General features: G+C 50.8%; 20 protein-coding genes. 13 read left to right on the plus strand and 7 right to left on the minus strand.

What is annotated here, in order from left to right:
* Positions 1 to 18: 18 nt before the first annotated feature.
* From AC6I8X_RS26675 to AC6I8X_RS26690, 4 genes are read left to right on the plus strand one after another with little or no spacing between them, the layout of a single operon-like run.
* Positions 19 to 711, plus strand: coding sequence for a molybdate ABC transporter substrate-binding protein (locus AC6I8X_RS26675; protein WP_497841758.1), 693 nt, complete (start codon positions 19 to 21; stop codon positions 709 to 711).
* A 38-nt stretch (positions 712 to 749) separates the two neighbouring features.
* Positions 750 to 1,415, plus strand: coding sequence for an aspartate/glutamate racemase family protein (locus AC6I8X_RS26680; RefSeq protein WP_497841759.1), 666 nt, complete (start codon positions 750 to 752; stop codon positions 1,413 to 1,415).
* On the plus strand, positions 1,409 to 2,680 hold the full coding sequence (gene otnK, locus AC6I8X_RS26685) for a 3-oxo-tetronate kinase (RefSeq protein WP_497841760.1): 1,272 nt from the start codon (positions 1,409 to 1,411) through the stop codon (positions 2,678 to 2,680). Before AC6I8X_RS26680 ends, otnK begins: the two co-directional genes overlap by 7 nt.
* Before the next feature lie 9 nt (positions 2,681 to 2,689).
* Complete coding sequence (locus AC6I8X_RS26690) at positions 2,690 to 3,475, plus strand: hydroxypyruvate isomerase family protein (protein ID WP_497841761.1); 786 nt, start codon at positions 2,690 to 2,692, stop codon at positions 3,473 to 3,475.
* 90 nt (positions 3,476 to 3,565) lie between these two features.
* Here the strand turns inward: AC6I8X_RS26690 and AC6I8X_RS26695 are convergent, their stop codons facing one another.
* Complete coding sequence (locus AC6I8X_RS26695) at positions 3,566 to 4,495, minus strand: VOC family protein (protein ID WP_497841762.1); 930 nt, start codon at positions 4,493 to 4,495, stop codon at positions 3,566 to 3,568.
* Between the two features lie 141 nt (positions 4,496 to 4,636).
* On the opposite strand from AC6I8X_RS26695, the gene AC6I8X_RS26700 reads away from it, so the two are divergent.
* The 4 genes from AC6I8X_RS26700 (at position 4,637) to AC6I8X_RS26715 (ending at position 7,312) form a co-directional block, all read left to right on the plus strand.
* Positions 4,637 to 5,554, plus strand: a complete 918-nt coding sequence (locus AC6I8X_RS26700) for a LysR family transcriptional regulator (RefSeq protein WP_084879027.1) — start codon at positions 4,637 to 4,639, stop codon at positions 5,552 to 5,554.
* 135 nt (positions 5,555 to 5,689) lie between these two features.
* On the plus strand, positions 5,690 to 6,091 hold the full coding sequence (locus tag AC6I8X_RS26705; protein ID WP_084879026.1) for a nuclear transport factor 2 family protein: 402 nt from the start codon (positions 5,690 to 5,692) through the stop codon (positions 6,089 to 6,091).
* Between the two features lie 29 nt (positions 6,092 to 6,120).
* Positions 6,121 to 6,513, plus strand: a complete 393-nt coding sequence (locus tag AC6I8X_RS26710) for a putative quinol monooxygenase (protein WP_497841763.1) — start codon at positions 6,121 to 6,123, stop codon at positions 6,511 to 6,513.
* Between the two features lie 118 nt (positions 6,514 to 6,631).
* Positions 6,632 to 7,312 (plus strand): helix-turn-helix domain-containing protein, encoded by a 681-nt coding sequence (locus tag AC6I8X_RS26715; RefSeq protein WP_313688725.1) that lies wholly within the window; start codon positions 6,632 to 6,634, stop codon positions 7,310 to 7,312.
* 6 nt (positions 7,313 to 7,318) lie between these two features.
* Here AC6I8X_RS26715 and AC6I8X_RS26720 read toward each other — a convergent pair whose 3' ends face one another.
* Positions 7,319 to 8,014 carry an RES family NAD+ phosphorylase gene (locus AC6I8X_RS26720; protein ID WP_497841764.1) on the minus strand — a complete coding sequence of 232 codons (696 nt, stop codon included), beginning with the start codon at positions 8,012 to 8,014 and terminating at the stop codon, positions 7,319 to 7,321.
* 416 nt (positions 8,015 to 8,430) lie between these two features.
* Here AC6I8X_RS26720 and mntP point away from each other — a divergent pair, with 416 nt between their 5' ends.
* Positions 8,431 to 9,003: a manganese efflux pump MntP gene (gene mntP, locus AC6I8X_RS26725; protein WP_497841765.1), complete on the plus strand. Its 573-nt coding sequence runs from the start codon at positions 8,431 to 8,433 to the stop codon at positions 9,001 to 9,003.
* 129 nt (positions 9,004 to 9,132) lie between these two features.
* Positions 9,133 to 9,819 carry a ZIP family metal transporter gene (locus AC6I8X_RS26730; protein ID WP_313688731.1) on the plus strand — a complete coding sequence of 229 codons (687 nt, stop codon included), beginning with the start codon at positions 9,133 to 9,135 and terminating at the stop codon, positions 9,817 to 9,819.
* Between the two features lie 175 nt (positions 9,820 to 9,994).
* Here the strand turns inward: AC6I8X_RS26730 and AC6I8X_RS26735 are convergent, their stop codons facing one another.
* Both AC6I8X_RS26735 and gcvA read right to left on the minus strand, forming a co-directional pair.
* Positions 9,995 to 10,573: a hypothetical protein gene (locus tag AC6I8X_RS26735; protein ID WP_497841766.1), complete on the minus strand. Its 579-nt coding sequence runs from the start codon at positions 10,571 to 10,573 to the stop codon at positions 9,995 to 9,997.
* A 244-nt stretch (positions 10,574 to 10,817) separates the two neighbouring features.
* A complete protein-coding gene (gcvA, locus tag AC6I8X_RS26740) occupies positions 10,818 to 11,717 on the minus strand; it encodes a transcriptional regulator GcvA (RefSeq protein ID WP_497841963.1) in 900 nt (299 codons plus the stop codon).
* A gap of 119 nt (positions 11,718 to 11,836) precedes the next feature.
* Between gcvA and AC6I8X_RS26745 the strand changes: the two genes are divergently transcribed.
* The gene (locus tag AC6I8X_RS26745) at positions 11,837 to 12,163 is read left to right on the plus strand and encodes a gamma-glutamylcyclotransferase family protein (RefSeq protein ID WP_497841964.1); all 327 of its coding nucleotides are present in this window, start codon (positions 11,837 to 11,839) and stop codon (positions 12,161 to 12,163) included.
* A gap of 363 nt (positions 12,164 to 12,526) precedes the next feature.
* Here the strand turns inward: AC6I8X_RS26745 and AC6I8X_RS26750 are convergent, their stop codons facing one another.
* Positions 12,527 to 13,429 carry a pyridoxal-phosphate dependent enzyme gene (locus tag AC6I8X_RS26750; RefSeq protein WP_299451947.1) on the minus strand — a complete coding sequence of 301 codons (903 nt, stop codon included), beginning with the start codon at positions 13,427 to 13,429 and terminating at the stop codon, positions 12,527 to 12,529.
* Positions 13,430 to 13,744: 315 nt separating this feature from the next.
* Here AC6I8X_RS26750 and AC6I8X_RS26755 point away from each other — a divergent pair, with 315 nt between their 5' ends.
* Positions 13,745 to 14,182, plus strand: a complete 438-nt coding sequence (locus AC6I8X_RS26755) for a GNAT family N-acetyltransferase (RefSeq protein ID WP_299451945.1) — start codon at positions 13,745 to 13,747, stop codon at positions 14,180 to 14,182.
* A gap of 221 nt (positions 14,183 to 14,403) precedes the next feature.
* Positions 14,404 to 14,895: a GNAT family N-acetyltransferase gene (locus tag AC6I8X_RS26760; RefSeq protein ID WP_497841767.1), complete on the plus strand. Its 492-nt coding sequence runs from the start codon at positions 14,404 to 14,406 to the stop codon at positions 14,893 to 14,895.
* A 449-nt stretch (positions 14,896 to 15,344) separates the two neighbouring features.
* On the opposite strand, the gene AC6I8X_RS26765 is transcribed toward AC6I8X_RS26760, so the two are convergent.
* Positions 15,345 to 16,010, minus strand: coding sequence for a hypothetical protein (locus tag AC6I8X_RS26765; RefSeq protein ID WP_497841768.1), 666 nt, complete (start codon positions 16,008 to 16,010; stop codon positions 15,345 to 15,347).
* Between the two features lie 177 nt (positions 16,011 to 16,187).
* Positions 16,188 to 16,436, minus strand: coding sequence for a hypothetical protein (locus tag AC6I8X_RS26770; protein ID WP_497841769.1), 249 nt, complete (start codon positions 16,434 to 16,436; stop codon positions 16,188 to 16,190).
* Positions 16,437 to 16,519: the final 83 nt, after the last annotated feature.

The following is a 16,519-nucleotide window of genomic DNA, read 5'->3' on the forward strand; positions in this document are numbered from 1 at the left end:
AACTTTCTGGAGTGACACATGAATCACGCTAAGACACTGAAAGTTTTTAGCACCCTCGCGGTACGCGCCCCCTTTGACCGGGGAGTTTTAGCCGGCTATGAACATGAGTCTGATCTCAGCTTCGAGTGGAGCCCCACCACCATTATTGAGAAGAAACTCTCCGAGGGACTTCATGCCGATGTGGTTATCGCGACCGATGATGCCATTGCTGGCATGGTCCGGCAGGGACTAATCAAACCGGAGAACTGTTTCAAACTGGCCACGGCTTATTTCGGCGTCGCCGTACCCAAAGGACAGACACCCCCGGACATTGCCACCAAACAAGGCTTTCTGGCTGCGCTGGTTCAGGCACGCTCCGTCGCCTACTCCCTCGGTGGCGCAAGCGGTATCTATCTGCAAAAAATTATGGCTGAACAGGGCGTGCTGGAGCGGGTGGAGCCGAAAGCGACGAAAATCGCCCAGGGTTTTACCGGGGAAAAATTGCTGACAGGCGAGGCGGATCTTGCTGTCCAGCAAATGAGCGAACTGATGACGGTGGAGGGCATCACCATTGTGGCTGGATTCCCGGATGAACTTCAGCATCTGACGCCGTTCACGATTGCGGTGATGAATGATTGCACTGACTGGGCCCGTGCGCAGTCCTTTATCCATTATTTGCTCACTGAACCCTGTCGTGCGGCTTATGCCAGCAACGGCCTGATGTGTCGCTAACTATTGCTGTCCAGCATCCCTATACGAGTGGTGATTTTATGTCCGAACGGATTGTCCTGTTGCATGCCACACCTGTCGCCATGCCACCGATTCATCAAAGCTTCAAAACACTCTGGCCCGAAGCCGAGCTGGTCAACCTGCTCGACGATGGTCTTACCCTTGATCGTGCCCGCGAAACCGATCTCTCTGCCAATCTGATCGACCGTTTTGTGCGCTTTGGTCACTATGGCTTCAGCCTGGGCGCGGCCGGGATTCTGGTGACCTGCTCCGCCTTTGGCCCGGCGATTGATAAAATGGCCGCTGAGCTGCCCATTCCGGTGCTGAAACCGAATGAAGCGATGTTCCGTGCTGCACTCCAGCAGGGAAAACGCATTGGTATGCTGGCGACCTTCGCGCCCGCGGTGATCACCATGACCGAAGAGTTTAATGAGTTTGTCGCCGAGAGTGGTAGCGACGCCACGCTGAAAACGATTGTGGTCGATGATGCTATCGATCTTTTACGTCAAGGCGATGCAGAGACGCACAACCGCCTGATTGCGGCGCGTGCCCATGAACTGGCAGATTGTGATGTCATCATGCTGGCGCATTTCTCCACTTCCCGTGCGATGGCGGCGGTGAAAGAAAACGTGTCGGTCCCGGTTCTGAGTGCACCTGACGCCGCCGTAAACCTCATGAAATCGCAAACAGGGGGGACATCATGCTGATAGGCGTGATTGCTGACGATTTTACCGGGGCGAGCGACATTGCCGTGACCTTGTCAAAAGGCATTGCGGGTGAAGGTGGCCTCAAAACGACACTCTATCTGACCACCCCGAAACAGGCAGCGTCCCCGGATGTAGAAGCAGGCGTGATTGCGCTTAAAAGCCGTTCGGTTCCGGCAGCAGAGGCCGTTGCACTGTCACTGGCGGCCTGTCGCTGGTTACTGGCCCAGGGCTGCCAGCAAATCGTGTTTAAATACTGTTCAACCTTCGATTCAACAGCTGAAGGCAACATTGGCCCGGTGGCTGAGGCGCTTGCGAGCCTGCTCGGTGAAAAAGCAGTGCCGGTCTGCCCCTCCTTCCCTGCCATGGGCCGGACGGTGTATCAGGGGCATCTGTTTGTCCAGGATCGTCTGTTGAATGAGTCTGGTATGGAACATCATCCGCTGACGCCAATGAAAGATGCCGATATTCGCCGCGTGCTGAAACAGCAATCCACCAGCACACCGGGGTTTATTGCCTGGCAGACAGTGCATCAAGGTGCAGAAGCGTTACGTGAGGCACTGAATAAATCTGCCGCCAATGGCGATACGCTGACCATCATTGATGCACTGAGCGATGAGGATCTGATTACCATCGCCAAAGCCAGTGCTGACTCGCGCCTGCTTACCGGTGGATCAGGGATCGCCATGGGTTTGCCGCATAATTTCATCACCCGGGGGCTGGCTTCCGGTTCACAAAGTGATGTGCCGCATATCGATGGTCCGGAAGCCATTCTGGTTGGCAGTTGTTCCAGTACCACCCTGCGGCAGATCTCAGAGCATGCCAAATCACATCCTGTGATGATGGTTAGCGTGGATGACGTGATGACCGGGAAAGTGAACGCCGCACAGTTAGTCGATTTTATTCAAACCAATCAGGGTAAATCACCGCTGGTATTTACCTCAGGAGACAAGGCGGATGTCATCCGCGCTCAGAATACGTATGGCCGGGAGCAGGTTTCATCCACACTCGATGCGCTGTTCGGTACCACGGCGAAGAGCCTCGTTGACAGCGGCATTCGCAGGCTGGTTGTCGGCGGCGGTGAAACATCGGGAGCGGTGGTCAGTGCGTTGCATCTTGGTGAACTGAAAATCGGCAATGAGATTGATACTGGCGTACCTGCCCTGTTATCTCCCGGCGAAAAACCGCTGGCGCTGGCGCTCAAATCGGGGAATTTCGGCTCTGCCGACTTCTTTTCCAAAGCCGTGACCACGTTGCAGGGTAAATAAGGAGGCGAAATGACCACACCACTGAAGTTCAGTGCCAACCTGAAATGGCTTTTCACCGAGTTACCTATTGAGCAGCGCTATGATGCTGCGGCAGCAGCAGGTTTCAAAGCGGCTGAATTTGCCTGGCCCTATGATCGCCCCATCGCGTTGTTCCGGGATTTGCTCAACAACAGCGGTCTGCGGCAGCTGCTGATCAATACACCAACCGGAAAGCCCGGTACCGTCAAGGCTTCCGGTCAGGCGTGTCACCCTGACAGTATCAACGCATTCAGAAGTGACTTCCTGAAGTCGCTGGAGTACGCCAACGGGATGGATTGCCAGATGATTCATCTGCAGGCCGGGATTCGCCAGCAGGATGTCAGTTTTGATGCCGCGTATAGCACGCTGGTTGAAAATGTGCGCTGGGCGGCTGCACAGGCCAATAATGTCACTCTTGTTCTGGAGGCGGTGAACCCAAATGACATTCCTGGCTTTATCCTCAGGACGCAGGGGCAGTCATATTCGGTTATCCGCGATGTCGGCGCAGCAAACGTGGGGCTGTTATTTGATGTTTACCATGTGCAACGCAGCGAAGGCGATGTCACCGCGCGTATGCGGGAGCTTTTCCCTCATATCCGGCATGTGCAGGTTGCTGACTCCCCTGGCCGCAATGAGCCGGGTACCGGGGAACTTAACTGGTCTTTTATTTTCAATGCGCTAACAGAGCTTAACTACGAGGGCTGGGTGGGTTGTGAATACCGCCCTGCGACTGAGACCGTTGCAGGTCTGAAATGGTTAAGTGATTTCGTCCAGTAAGATAATACAGCGGTGGCTGGCGGCGGCCCCGCTAAAACAGACACCGCTAATTTATAGCTGGCAGATAAGGTAATCCGCCAGCTACTGGCATCATTTATTAAGGAATACCCGCGCGCTCGACAGTTTCCCGTTGCTGACAGTAATCACATCCTCGCCACGCACCCGGTACGGATCCTCTTTAGGACCATAACCCCATGTCACTCTGGCAACGCCATGATTCCACTCGACTGGGGCCGGGGTAAAGATAAACCCGGGATGCTGCGACTGCACTCGATTAATCGCGGCGGTGACCCGTTCAGCGCCTTCGAACAGACCATCATAATCGGCAACGAAAAAGTCTGGCGTGTAGACGTCGGCGAATCCCTTAGCCCGTGCAGCTGCATCGTGATTGTTCCAGATGGCAAAATGACGATCGATTAACTGTTGCAAACCTGATGGTGCAACCTGTTGGGTGCCGATGTTCACATCGGTGCCTTTTTTCACCTTGCCGACCAGTTCAATCTGCGAACCCCACGGCGTCAGGAAGTAAAACCACTGGGTGCCATCGGCGTTGGTCACGGGTTCGTTCAGCGTCTTCAGCCCCGCCTTTTTAATGGCCTGATAGCTGGACAGGACATCCACCGTTCTCAGCGCAATATGCGTGGCGGCATCGTCATCTTCATGTGGATGCTGGTGATTGATCTGCGCACCACTGTACTGGAACAGTTCAACCCCGGTGCCATCCGGCATACGCATCATCACAAAGCGCTTTAAGTCGCTGGACTGACGCCAGTTAAATGCGGCTTTCCAGGCGTCGGGAATGGCTCCGGGAGTAATATCTGATTCCAGCTGCGCCCCGAAGGTGCTCTGGAAGAACGCAATCGCTTTGCCAATGTCCGGCACGTTGATGCCAGCATGATCCACGCCCGAAATGCTCACCACCGGTGACGCAGACGCGCTGAATGCCGGAGCGGATGCACTGGCCATGCCCAGTAACAGCGTGGAGGCGAAGAGAGTTGAAGCGATGTGGTTGATTTTCATTTATGTCTTCCTTTTTCCAGTTTGCTGCTCAATGTTTGTTTGTCATTAACGACAGCGGTTGTTGTCGCGATGGAAAAAGCATATCGACGAATCGCTCCCTTCAAAATAGAATGGTTTGAAACTCATCATTGCAGATTTGAAATGAACAAATTTCCCGACTTTGAAGGACTGGCGATGTTTGCCAAGGTGGCAGAAGAAGGTTCATTCGCCGCCGCGGCGCGTGTGATGGGCGTATCCGTACCTACGGTGTCACGGGCCGTGGCCCGTCTTGAAGAGCGACTGGGCGGCAGGCTGTTTAACCGTACCTCCCGCCAGCTGGCGCTGACGGAGTTCGGTCAGAGCATGTCGGCGAAAGCATCGGAGATGTATCGCCAGGCAGAAGAAGTCGAAAGTGAAGCTCATGAGCTTTCCGTTCAGCCACGCGGGCAGGTGCGCCTTGCCGTGCCGATGTCCTTTGGCCTGCGCTGGGTAGCACCGCTGATGCCAGAACTGATGCGCCAGTTCCCGGAGCTGAGTGTGGATCTGCATCTTTCCGATGCATCGGTGGATCTGATCGCCGAAGGCTTCGATGCGGCATTACGTATTGCGGCATTGCCGGATTCCTCGCTGGTGGCGCGACGCCTGTGCGCGGTGACACAGTTCCTGGTGGCGACCCCGGCTTATCTTGCTGAGCACGGTGCCCCGACTCATCCCAGGGAACTTTCCACACGCCAATGTTTCAGTTATGCCTATCGCGCACGCAGTCAGGTATGGCGTTTCACCCACACCACGGGCTTACAGGAAGACATTGTGCCGAACGGCCCCTTGCGGGTGACAAATTCCGATGCGCTGCTCCCACCGTTACTTGAAGGACTGGGTATCTCTGAACTACCGGAATTTATCGCGACTGAGTATCTGCGCGATGGTCGCCTGGTGCGTTTGCTTGAGGAATGGACCATGACCCAGGGCGGCCTGTATTTCGTCACCCCGACCTCGCGCAGTCGCCCGCTCAAGGTCAGAGTGCTCTCCGACTTCTTTGCCCGTCATCTGAGTGAACCCGACTGGCGCTGGCGCGGCTGATATCTACGCCCATCATTTCACAATTGAAATGATGGGTTTCATTCTTTGCTGTTTTGCAAACTACCGAAGTTGATTATTGTGATTTCACACCGCCGAAACCGGGCGGACCATGACAACTTCAGGAGCAAATGCATCATGAAAACAGCCGTGCAGCTACTGCAAAATTATCTCGACAGCATCCAGAACCCCCACACCGCCGCTGCCCTCTTCGCCGCTGACGGCGTGCTGGAATTACCCTATCTCCAGACGCTGGGCCTGCCGCATCGTGTGCAGGGTCCGCAGGAAATCGAAGCCTTTATTGCCGGATTGCTGAACAAGGTTCCGGATTTTAAATTCCGTAATATTCAGTTCCTGATTGATACGCCGACCCAGGCGTTCGGTGAATACAGTGTCGAAGCGGGCATTGCAGGTACTGACCGCGTCTATAAACAGACCTATGCCGGTCGTCTGGTGGCAGAAGACGGCAAGATCAAACTATTGCGGGAATCACTGGATACGCTGGCCGCATGGCGTGCGTTTTCCGGTGAACAGGGCTAAGTCACTCTTTAAATCATCAGGAGCATGAAATGAATCAGCAAACTACCGACACACGCATCTCATCTGCGGGCGACCATGACAAAACGCAACCGACTGAAATCATCGTCAGTGCTTACTACCGCGTACATCCGGATGACCGCCAGACATTTATCGACGCGGTTAAGCCTGAAATGCAGGCAGCACAGCAATTGCCGGGATGTGTCTTCTATGCCTTTTCACAGGATTTAGTGAATCCCGACGCCTTCCATTTATCAGAGGGCTGGGCAGACATTGAAGCCTATGAACGCCATGAACACTCCGCAACCTTCCTCAAGGCGCTGGCGACGGTGGTAAAAAATGTGCGTATCCTGCATCGGGAGGGCATCCGCTATGACGTGGCAAAACAGCATATTGACGATCCGCGCGGCAAAGTGTCGTCCTGAGTGATATAAGCGGCTGCCAGCCATCGCGCTGGCGGCAGGCCATTCGGGCAAATGTTGCGCAACTTTTCGATTTGCAGTAGTATTCAGGAGATGAAATCGAAAAGAGGAGGGAATATTTATGACCACAACCACGCATAAACGCCATGCGCATGCAGGCTCCTCCGACAGTCTTTTTTCCGTCACCTCCGCAGACAGATTGCTCAACATCATCGGTGAAGTGGCTGACAATATCCGCGCGGGTAAAACCAGTGTCAGCGCGGAAAGCATGGCGCAGACAGACCTGGTTTTCGCCTTCAACCTGATTGCGCAATACAGTACCGAACTTGCGATCCAGAGTCAGACCAAAGAGAAAAAGCGTCTCCAGCGACGGTTGAAAAGCAAGATCATGTTCACTCAGACCCTTGCAGCTGACGGCGGTGTGCTGTCGACAGCAGAGGCGGCCACGACCCTCGGGAAAACCAAAACCACGGTGAATACCTGGAGAAAAAATGGCAGGCTGCTCGCCATCGATTTGGATGGGGAGTTTTACTATCCCGTTTTTCAATTTACCGATGACGAAAAAATCTCAGAAGACGGTGTCCTCAAAGGCGTGAAAGAGTTGCTGGCGCACTTAGGAAAATTCAGCGACCGTATGCAATATTCTTTCTTTATGGAAGAGCGTAATACGGTACTGGACGGTTATCCATCTAACGGAAAACCTTTCACCGTTGCTGAAGTGCTGAGAAGCAATCCCGACCCGATGGTGATGGAAGAGCTGCACCGTCTGGCAAGGCTTTTTGGCTCACAGGATCCGGCCTGATAACGCTTATCCTTCCTCGACGGAAATGCCCAGGTCATTGACAAGGATGTCAGCCGTTTCCCTGCCCTCCAGCTCATAGTCGCTCAGACAGGTTTGCTCAAGTGTGGTGGCAACACCTTCTCCTGCAGGTTTGTGGTGCCAGAGCACCAGACACTCCTCGCCGGTGACGTTCGACGGATAATACATGCCATCAAACCCTGCTTTATGTACTCTGCGCGCAAGTTGCTGGGTGACCGCACGCGTTGACGTCGTGACATCATTCAGGGTCAGCCGGGAACCTTTAATCAGCTCCTGAATCTGCAACACCTTCATGTCTTTTTCCAGCACGATAACCCCCATAAAATAATCATCGAGGTCTGACTCTTTAAGGCCTTTTTTGTTCTGGAACACTTCTTTTAAGGCTGTCTCAGGGGATTCGGCAAGGTACATCGCGCCTGTTGTTGTTCCATCCACCAGATTGTAACGACAGTCCTCACCATCCTGATTGAAAAAGACGCTATTTCCACCATGGGATTCGCGCTGAAGGCGATAGGTTTTCGTGCCTTTGTCCACTTGCCGTTCACATTTACTGAAAAGGTCATCCGGCAACTGCGCTATTTTGGCGAGCACGGCTTTGTCATGTTCGCTCATGACTGTCGGTTTTGAGGATGTAACAGGTTGATTTTCTTTATCGTTTGGGGGGCTTTCTGATTTTGATTTCATTATTGAGTCCCCCTGCGTGTCAAGGCAATGTTTCTAATGGCTGGTGCTGGGTATCATACGTAACCCTGTTGATGACGGGCAAATTAAAGATAGTATCCCACCTGAATCGTTATAAGTTTTCTGAACATTATACTTTTCGCGCTGAAGTTACCTTGCCATTCGCCATCAGATTCCATCAGTCTGTTTTCCTTCACCATACCTGTTAATTCTTATGGGCTAATCTGCATTTGCCCTTGTACCCGACGTTAAATCCACTTTGGTTAATTAACCCGCATCTATAGCTCTGGCTATTAAACTTAGCCATAGCTATAACATATTGAATTTTAAGGTTTTTTATTTCTGTATTTGTGGCAGGATAGCGACCTCTTAAAAACTTCACGCTTTCCCCTATTTGAAAGCACACCCGGGAATCCGTTATGAGCTTCTATGCTGTCATCATTCTGGCCTTTGGCATGTCGATGGATGCCTTTGCCGCCGCAATCGGTAAAGGTGCCTCACTGCACCGCCCACCTTTAAAAGAGGTGTTACGCACCGGTCTGATTTTTGGCGTTATCGAAGCCATCACACCTGTTATCGGCTGGGGCATCGGTCTTGCTGCAAGCCAGTTCATCATGAACTGGGATCACTGGGTTGCGTTTACGCTGCTGTTCGTACTGGGCGCTCGAATGATTGTTGAAGGCATCCGCAAAGAAGCAGACGAGCCAGCGGAAGCGCCTCGTCGTCACGGCTTCTGGTTGCTGGTGACTACCGCTATTGCTACCAGCCTTGATGCGATGGCCGTGGGCGTGGGCCTGGCATTCCTGCAGGTGAATATCGTGGTGACAGCACTGGCAATCGGTGCGGCAACCACCGTGATGGCAGCCAGCGGCATGCTGCTGGGTCGTTTTCTTGGCGCGAAGATTGGCAAGTGGGCAGAAATCCTCGGCGGCGTGGTGCTCATCGGTATCGGCAGCTCGATCCTCGTCGAGCATCTGGGGCTGCTTAACTAAGCACATTAATCCAGAACATTAAGCATTCCAGTGAAAGGCGCGGTTACTCCGCGCTTTTTCTTTTACTGCCTCGGTATTAACTCACGTTTAGCAATCATTAGTGATAACACCGTTTATAAGGACCCTCTCATGTACTTAACGCTGCTGTATACTCTCTTTCCCGTCACTGCCGCAATTGCAGGTGCCGGTGTGGCGCTTTTCCGGCAACCTGGCGAAAAGACGATGAGTCTGATTCACCATTTTACCGCTGGCGTCATATTCTCAGCGGCAGCTACTGAAGTCCTTCCTGGCCTCAAACAACACTCAATGATGGCCGTTCTGGCAGGCGGCGTTACGGGCGTGGTGCTGATGATGCTGATTCAGCACTACGGCGAGAAGGCTGCGAGTAAATCAGGGATGCTGGTTGCCATCGGCATTGATATCTTTATCGACGGATTAGTGCTGGGGATCAGTTTCGCGGCGGGGGCCAAAACTGGCATGATGCTGACCCTTGCGCTGACACTGGAGATCCTCTTCCTGGGTTTGTCCGTGGTGGGTGATTTGAAAACCATGCTGGGTAGCACGACAAAGGTATTACTTGCTGTCGCCGGCATCGCACTGCTCCTGCCAGTAGGGGCGATGGTGGGTACGCCTGTTGCTCACCTGGGCGAGTTCTGGCTGACCTACTTCCTCTCTTTTGGGCTGGTAGCGCTGCTTTATCTGGTGACAGAAGAGTTACTGGTTGAAGCGCATCGGGGAGATCGGGACACTCCCCTGGGCACAGCAATGTTTTTTGCCGGATTCATGATCCTGATGCTGATTGAGGAAGGCATCTGACACGGCAGCTCAAGGCGGTAAGTTACTATGAACGTGGCCAGGGCGTTATGAGTAGAAGTTTTATCATGGAGCCTTGCATTTGAGGACATGCTTGCGTGACCTGCTTCCCATTTATTGGCGCGCTAACTTCCACTCCTCACTCAACGCAGACTATGCCTTGCGCCTGTCTTTGTTATCAAATAGCGGACTTAACAGCCATAAGCGTCCTTTTTCGAATCCATCCACTACCTGCCCGTATTGCCAGCCAGTAAGCCGCCATTTTCAGCTGAGTAGCCCGATCCGGACAGTAAATAAACGTTTCAGTTTGCAGCTCATATTGCCCTTCTTTCACTTTTATTACCCGGTAGCGCAGTAAGAGCTTTGCGCTGCCCGGCATCACTGGCGTCAGATAAGCGTCAGTATCCGGCACGTTTTCCAGGCCGAAATCTGCACGCCAGAATTGTCCGCGCAACCCGTAGCAGAGCTCGGATGCTGACTTTTCCAGAAGAGTAAAACTGTCCAGGCCAAAGCTGCTAACCGCCTGGGGTTGTTTATTGCGCCGGAATTTTTGCGGAAGTTGTCGCACAGACATCAATAGCCGGATGACGGCGTCCTGCTGAATATCAAATTCCGCTATTAACGGCAGGATTTTTTCAGGCGAGAGCGTATTGATGACGGTCTGGTGTTTTTCATGAAACTGAAACTGTGGCAAGAAAACGGGTATATCCTGCCATTGAGCGAGTGCTCTACTGGTAACGAATCCAGGGTTCAGCATGTTACCGCCTTGCTATCCTTCAAGCCCAATCAGAGTAACAGATGCCTTACAGCAAACAATAACCCGCACAAAATCCTGTGATTTCCTGAAGCGTTTACGTCAGTAATACCTGATACCTGCCATAAAGGAAAAAGCCCCTACGTATCATCTGCATATAGCTGGAACATAATGTTCGCTCCAGTCTGCCTTTTAGACCTTGCCTACGACGGCTCAGTGCCAAAGCGGACCTTTCTTAGCGCGCCATTCAATCTTTCAGCGAGCTCAATTCTTCAGAGAGCCATTGTCTTAGAATGCTTATTTTAAATGAATCCTGATTATCTGAACGGTAGACTAAATCGTACCCCCGCTCAGCCTTAAGTTTGTACTGTGGAAAAGGAACAACAAGCCTTCCAGCAGCTACATCATCTGCAATCAGAACACTGCGTCCCAAAGCAACACCTTCGCCACGTATAGCAGCCTCAGTCGCCATGCTGCCAAGAGTCCATAAGGGCCCCTGATGGCAGCTGAAATTTTTTTCTCCGGCCATCTCAAACCATGCCTTCCAGTTCGCCAGCATTCTGTACTCATGTAGAAGAACGCAGTTTAAAAGTTCCTTAATCTCTGTCAGACCATTATGCTTCTCAAGAAAACCCGGACTACAGACAGGGGTGACTGTTTCATCGAACATACGTTCAGACGAAACATCTCGATAATTGCCAAGGCCGTAACGAATTGCAGCATCTACCTTACCATCATTAAGATCCACATTAATGTCAGTAACATCCAGCTGAATATCAAAGTCAGGATATCGCTGCCTGAACTGGCTTAGACGCGGGGCCAGCCACTTAGTGGCAAATGAAACCGTTGTACTGATACATATATACTTGGCAGGGCTCCCTCGGCGCAGACGCTCGGATTCTCTAGTTAACTCACCCAGAATACGGGTAACCGCATGGTGAAATTGAGCTCCTTCCTCTGTCAGGATTATCTGTCGGGTCAGTCTGACAAACAGCTTTAACCCCAGATGCTCTTCGAGCTTCCTGATCTGCCGGCTTATGGCGCCATGCGTAACGTGCAGCTCCGCTGCGGCCAGCGTCATGCTGGAGAGGCGGGCCGCGGCTTCAAAAGCACGGAGAGTCTGTAATGGGGGGAGGTGTTCGAATATCATACGCGTGATAATAATTCACGCGTGTTGTGAGAACAAATGATTTGTCAGGCCAGAGTCCGAAAATCAAAACTAGCACATAGAACATTCACATTTGCATTACGATAAGCGGAGGAATGATGGAAAGCTTGTTTGTTTACGGGACGCTGGGCCCTGGTCGACCGAATGCTCATATTCTTGAGAATATCGGGGGCACATGGCAGGAAGGCCACGTAGGTGGTTCTTTATTAGATAGAGGTTGGGGAGCAGAGATGGGATTTCCTGGGATCGTATTAGATGATTCAGGTAATCGTGTACAGGGTTTTCTTTTCACGTCAGATGATTTGCATCTACATTGGCACATACTCGATGAGTTCGAAGGTTTTGAGTATGAACGGGTACCCGTTGAGGTAACTACATCTTCCGGGCAGACAGTAAAATCATGCATCTATATGCTCAAAGCATAAACTATGGGGCCTGCTAGCAGCTACACGATGACTAATCATCTATACCCAGAGATCCTTAACGCTTAATGCGCGATTCGCTGTTCCCATCGATGTCCTCTTTTCGCTCAGGCTGTGTGAAAACGTTTTTTGTACGTAACTATGGCAAAAAAGAGAGTTTAAACCGCGTCCCTACGTAAAAATTTGACTCTACTATCCAGCCGATCTGTTTCAGATTTTGCATAACTTCACGGACTTCAGTCCTTTGGCTTAGTTTTCACACAGCCTGCGCTCAAAGCGGACTTAACTCACTTCAAAGGTTAATTAACCGGGCAGTTCGCCAGTTCTTTTGCTCATAAACTTCGGCATGATCAATTTCTTATTTTGTCAGCCCGCGATTCCTTCCAGCGTGACCGACGCCCCGCCGCAAACAATTACCAATACATTATCAGCATGGGTAAACCTGATTTTGTGGTCGTACAAAAGTGAGAGTGACACGCCGCATGCCGGTTCAGTGAGCACTCGATGGTCATCGAGAAAGCGCCGGCAGGCATTGAGCGCTTCCTGATCAGAAACCAGCATACTTCTGACGTCCAGTCGGCTGGCCACATTAAAAGCATTTTCGCATACCTGGCTTGCGGCTAGCGTCGTGGCTATACCGCTGACCTTATCAAGGCGCACCAGCTTACCCGCATTAAGCGAAGCGTTGAGAGAGGCTGTACCGTGGGTTTCGACGGCGTAAACGGGAATATAGCCAATCTGATGTTTCTCCAGCCCCTGAGCTATGCCGGACAACATGCTTCCGCCACCAACAGAAAGAATAACCGCATCCGGTTTTAACCCGCAGCTGATGACTTCATCCACGATTGTACTGATGCCTTCCCACAAAAGTGGATGATCAAATGGATGCAGATAGATGACTTCATCCGTCGCCAGTGACTGGGCGTAATCGTTCGCCTCACTCCATACTTTCCCATGCACAATAAGACTGGCACCTTCCTGCTCAATAAGCTGTTTTGCTCTGGCAGATGTGCTTTCCGGCACAACGACAGTGACCGGCAACCCCAGTTTGCGGCCGCTATGTGCCACCGCTATTCCCGCATTGCCGCCAGATGAACTGATGAATGCTGTTGCGCCTCTTTCCGCATAGTAGCAACAAATTTTTTCTGCGCTCCTGAGCTTGAACGATCCTGTCGGCTGAGAAGATTCCATTTTAAGCCAGACATTACATCCACAATGCTGACTTAATGGCAGTGAATGTATGAGGGGAGTCCGGAGAGCTATTTCCATTAGTTTGATCCTTATGATTTCTCTGTCTGACAGGCTGGAAGACCGAGTTATCTTAAGGGGTAAAAGCGTAAAGTGGTGGATACAAATGCTAATGAAAGTGCCGGTTACAGTTCTATCCTGACAAAATAAATGAGCATCCGTTTTCCCTCATTGCGGACATCTGTCTGCGTGTAGATCCTCTATGTGTCAGGAGCAGAAGTTCATGACACACAGGCAAAAGCAGCAGAGAAAAACAAGAAGGCTGAAAGTTGGCAATTTTGACCCACACCTGTATATTTAGACAGTCATCTGATGCCAATAAAAAGGATAAGAGGAATGAGCAGCGCAGTTCAAGAGATAAGTTTTGAAGTCTGTGAAAATCCGGATTCGGAACAATTATTTCCTATTGAAGAAGGACTCAATCATTTTAATGATTCAATGACAGGGATGAGTGATCGTAAGCCACTATCTGTATTAATAACATCAAGCAAAACTGGTGAAGTATTCGGAGGAATGCAAGGGCGTTCTTCATTGGGGCTACTTTTTATAGATCTTTTCTATCTGCCACCCGAGTTGCGGGGAATGGGGATTGGTACAGAGGTCCTCAGCCGCTTCGAGGATGAAGGGCGTAAAAGAGGCTGCACTGCTGCTTTTTTGTATACGATAAGCTTTCAGGCGCCTGATTTTTACAAGAAGCACGGCTGGGAAGAGTTCGGGCGTATTGACTGCAAACCGGAAGGGACAAGCCGTATCTTTATGAAGAAGTCTTTATAACGTCGGTATAACGATTGTCTTTCCGAATATATGATTTATCGCTAAAACTGGCTAAAAATCATTGAATTAAACCGGGAACCCCTGATGAAAGCACTTTCTGCCGTTCGCCCTGCCAGTACACAAATCGCATGTGGTTTAAAGACGCTAAAATAAGGCGCTGGCAGCCTGAAGCTCAGGCCACGGAAGAGATGATAGCCGACTAAAAAAATTAAGGAAAACGTATGAAAATTGAGATCTGTGATGCGTCGGATATTCCGGAACTGGCGAGGGTTTTTGTCGAAATGGAATCGTATTACTTCGGTAATGACGCTGCCAGCTATGACGAAATGTTCTCTTATCTGACCCACCGAGTTTTCTCTGTCTATTCGGGCGTGACCGTACTGGGAGCATGGAAAAACGGGACACTCGTCGGATTTGCTACGTTCACTCTGATGTTCCCTGCGCCAAAGTGCTCCGGGCAAGCGTATATGAAAGATCTTTTCACATCAGCAGCAGTGAGAGGCCAGGGAGTCGGTAGATCACTTATGCGATTTATAGCGGCTTTTGCAATAGAACATGGCTGCACAAGATTTGACTGGACGGCTGAAACCACCAACCCCAAAGCAGCCGAATTTTACTTATCCCTCGGTGCGTCCCTGATAGAAGAAAAACAGTACTTCCGATTGGATCATCAGAGTTTCGCGACATTTGCTATGCAGAATGTACAACCTTAAATCCCCTTGGGCTGTGGGATCTCATTGCCCAACCAGAATGCTATGTTAAATATAATGAAAAAACTCAGCCGTCATGAGTGAAAGGTCTGCTGCTCGCTCAAATCTGACCTTTAGGCCTTACCAAAGGCAGATCAATGCCTGACCCTGACCAAATATAATAATTTAACTATTGTGTAGCGTAACAACCTTCTTGAAACTCTTGGCGCTACCCCATGAACCAGATTAGAGGCTTCTCCTCCTAACTTCTGGAGGATAGATATCATGGGCCTTAAACCTAGTCCAAAACCAATAGCTAAATCGACAGGAAAGCTGATCAGCGTCGACGTGATAACAAAGATACTCCCTGAAATAACCCAGGGTTAAAACCTAGTAAATCCACTGGGAAATAATAATCTTGGAGGGTGGTAAAGTTTTCCCCTCCTATTTCCTAATATATGAATACCCTCACCTTAAATCCTCCCCCCTCCCCCGCTTAAACCTCTCTCCACTAAGCCACGTCCTTCATCCTTTCCCAAAAAATCCTCAATCGCCGCCTCAATAATCGGCACACTCAACGTCTCAGCACCAACAATCATCCGCAACCCATGTCCATAAGCGAACCCTGGCAGAAACTGATAACCACAGCAAACCTTCGGCGGTTGATCTTGCGCTATTTCCCGCTCACGCTTCTCGATAAACTGCCACAATGTCATCCCGCCAAAAATCGCATAGGCTTGTTTTTCTCGGTGCACAAGGGTATAGCTGACGATTTTCCCTTTGCTGTTCACGTTAGGCGTTGATTCATATCGCGCCTCTTCTTCTTGTTCCTGCTGACTGAGCATCGCCCAAGCCTCATTGAATGCTTGGTCGTGCACCATATCCTGAAACGCCAACTTTGCTGTAATGATCTCAGCATTCCAGAGATCAGCAGGACCGCGGCCAACAAAATAGATATCACTCCACGCCCAAATGTGGTCAGGGTTATCTTTATAGTGTTGGATATCGCAATCATCATAAAACACCCCGCCACAGCGATGACGTTCACAATAGATACGATTCTTAAGCTCGATGACTTTTTTGCGACGCTGACGACGAGAAAGAGAAATGAAGGGGCGATGTTTGTTGAAAGGCGACATGGAAACTCCTTAACCGGCAACGCTAATGCGGCTGGAAGCAGTCCAGCCGGATAGGCTAGCAAATGCCAAGGCAAAGAAACAGTCGTTTTTGGAAGAAAATTTTAGCCACGCACCAGTCGCGGCAGCCTTGTGGGGCTCGCCTGCAGCAGTTCAGTATCAGGAGCGGACTCCAGCCATTTATTCTCTTACTTTTGACAAAATTGCTCTGTACAATTCGATGGCTCTCCAGATGTCATCCTGTGTATCTCCATCCCAATCAGGAACTGTAGCCAACTCGGATTTGAACTGCATAATGAGGATATGCGCATCTGCGACTTCATCCTTTCGACATTTTAATGCGATATGAGATATCGACTTCGAAGATAGGCTTGAGTAGGGCGAAAAAGCGGTACGCTCAGCGACAATTAGTTTTTGTAATTTTCTCATGTAATCTATGCATCCTGAACAGTGGGAGGGAAATGCATGGTAATTTTTACTGACCACAGAAACCAATAAAATAGCCGACTTTA

It is taken from the genome of Pantoea sp. X-Soil-TKNS-1280 (genome assembly GCF_059730475.1).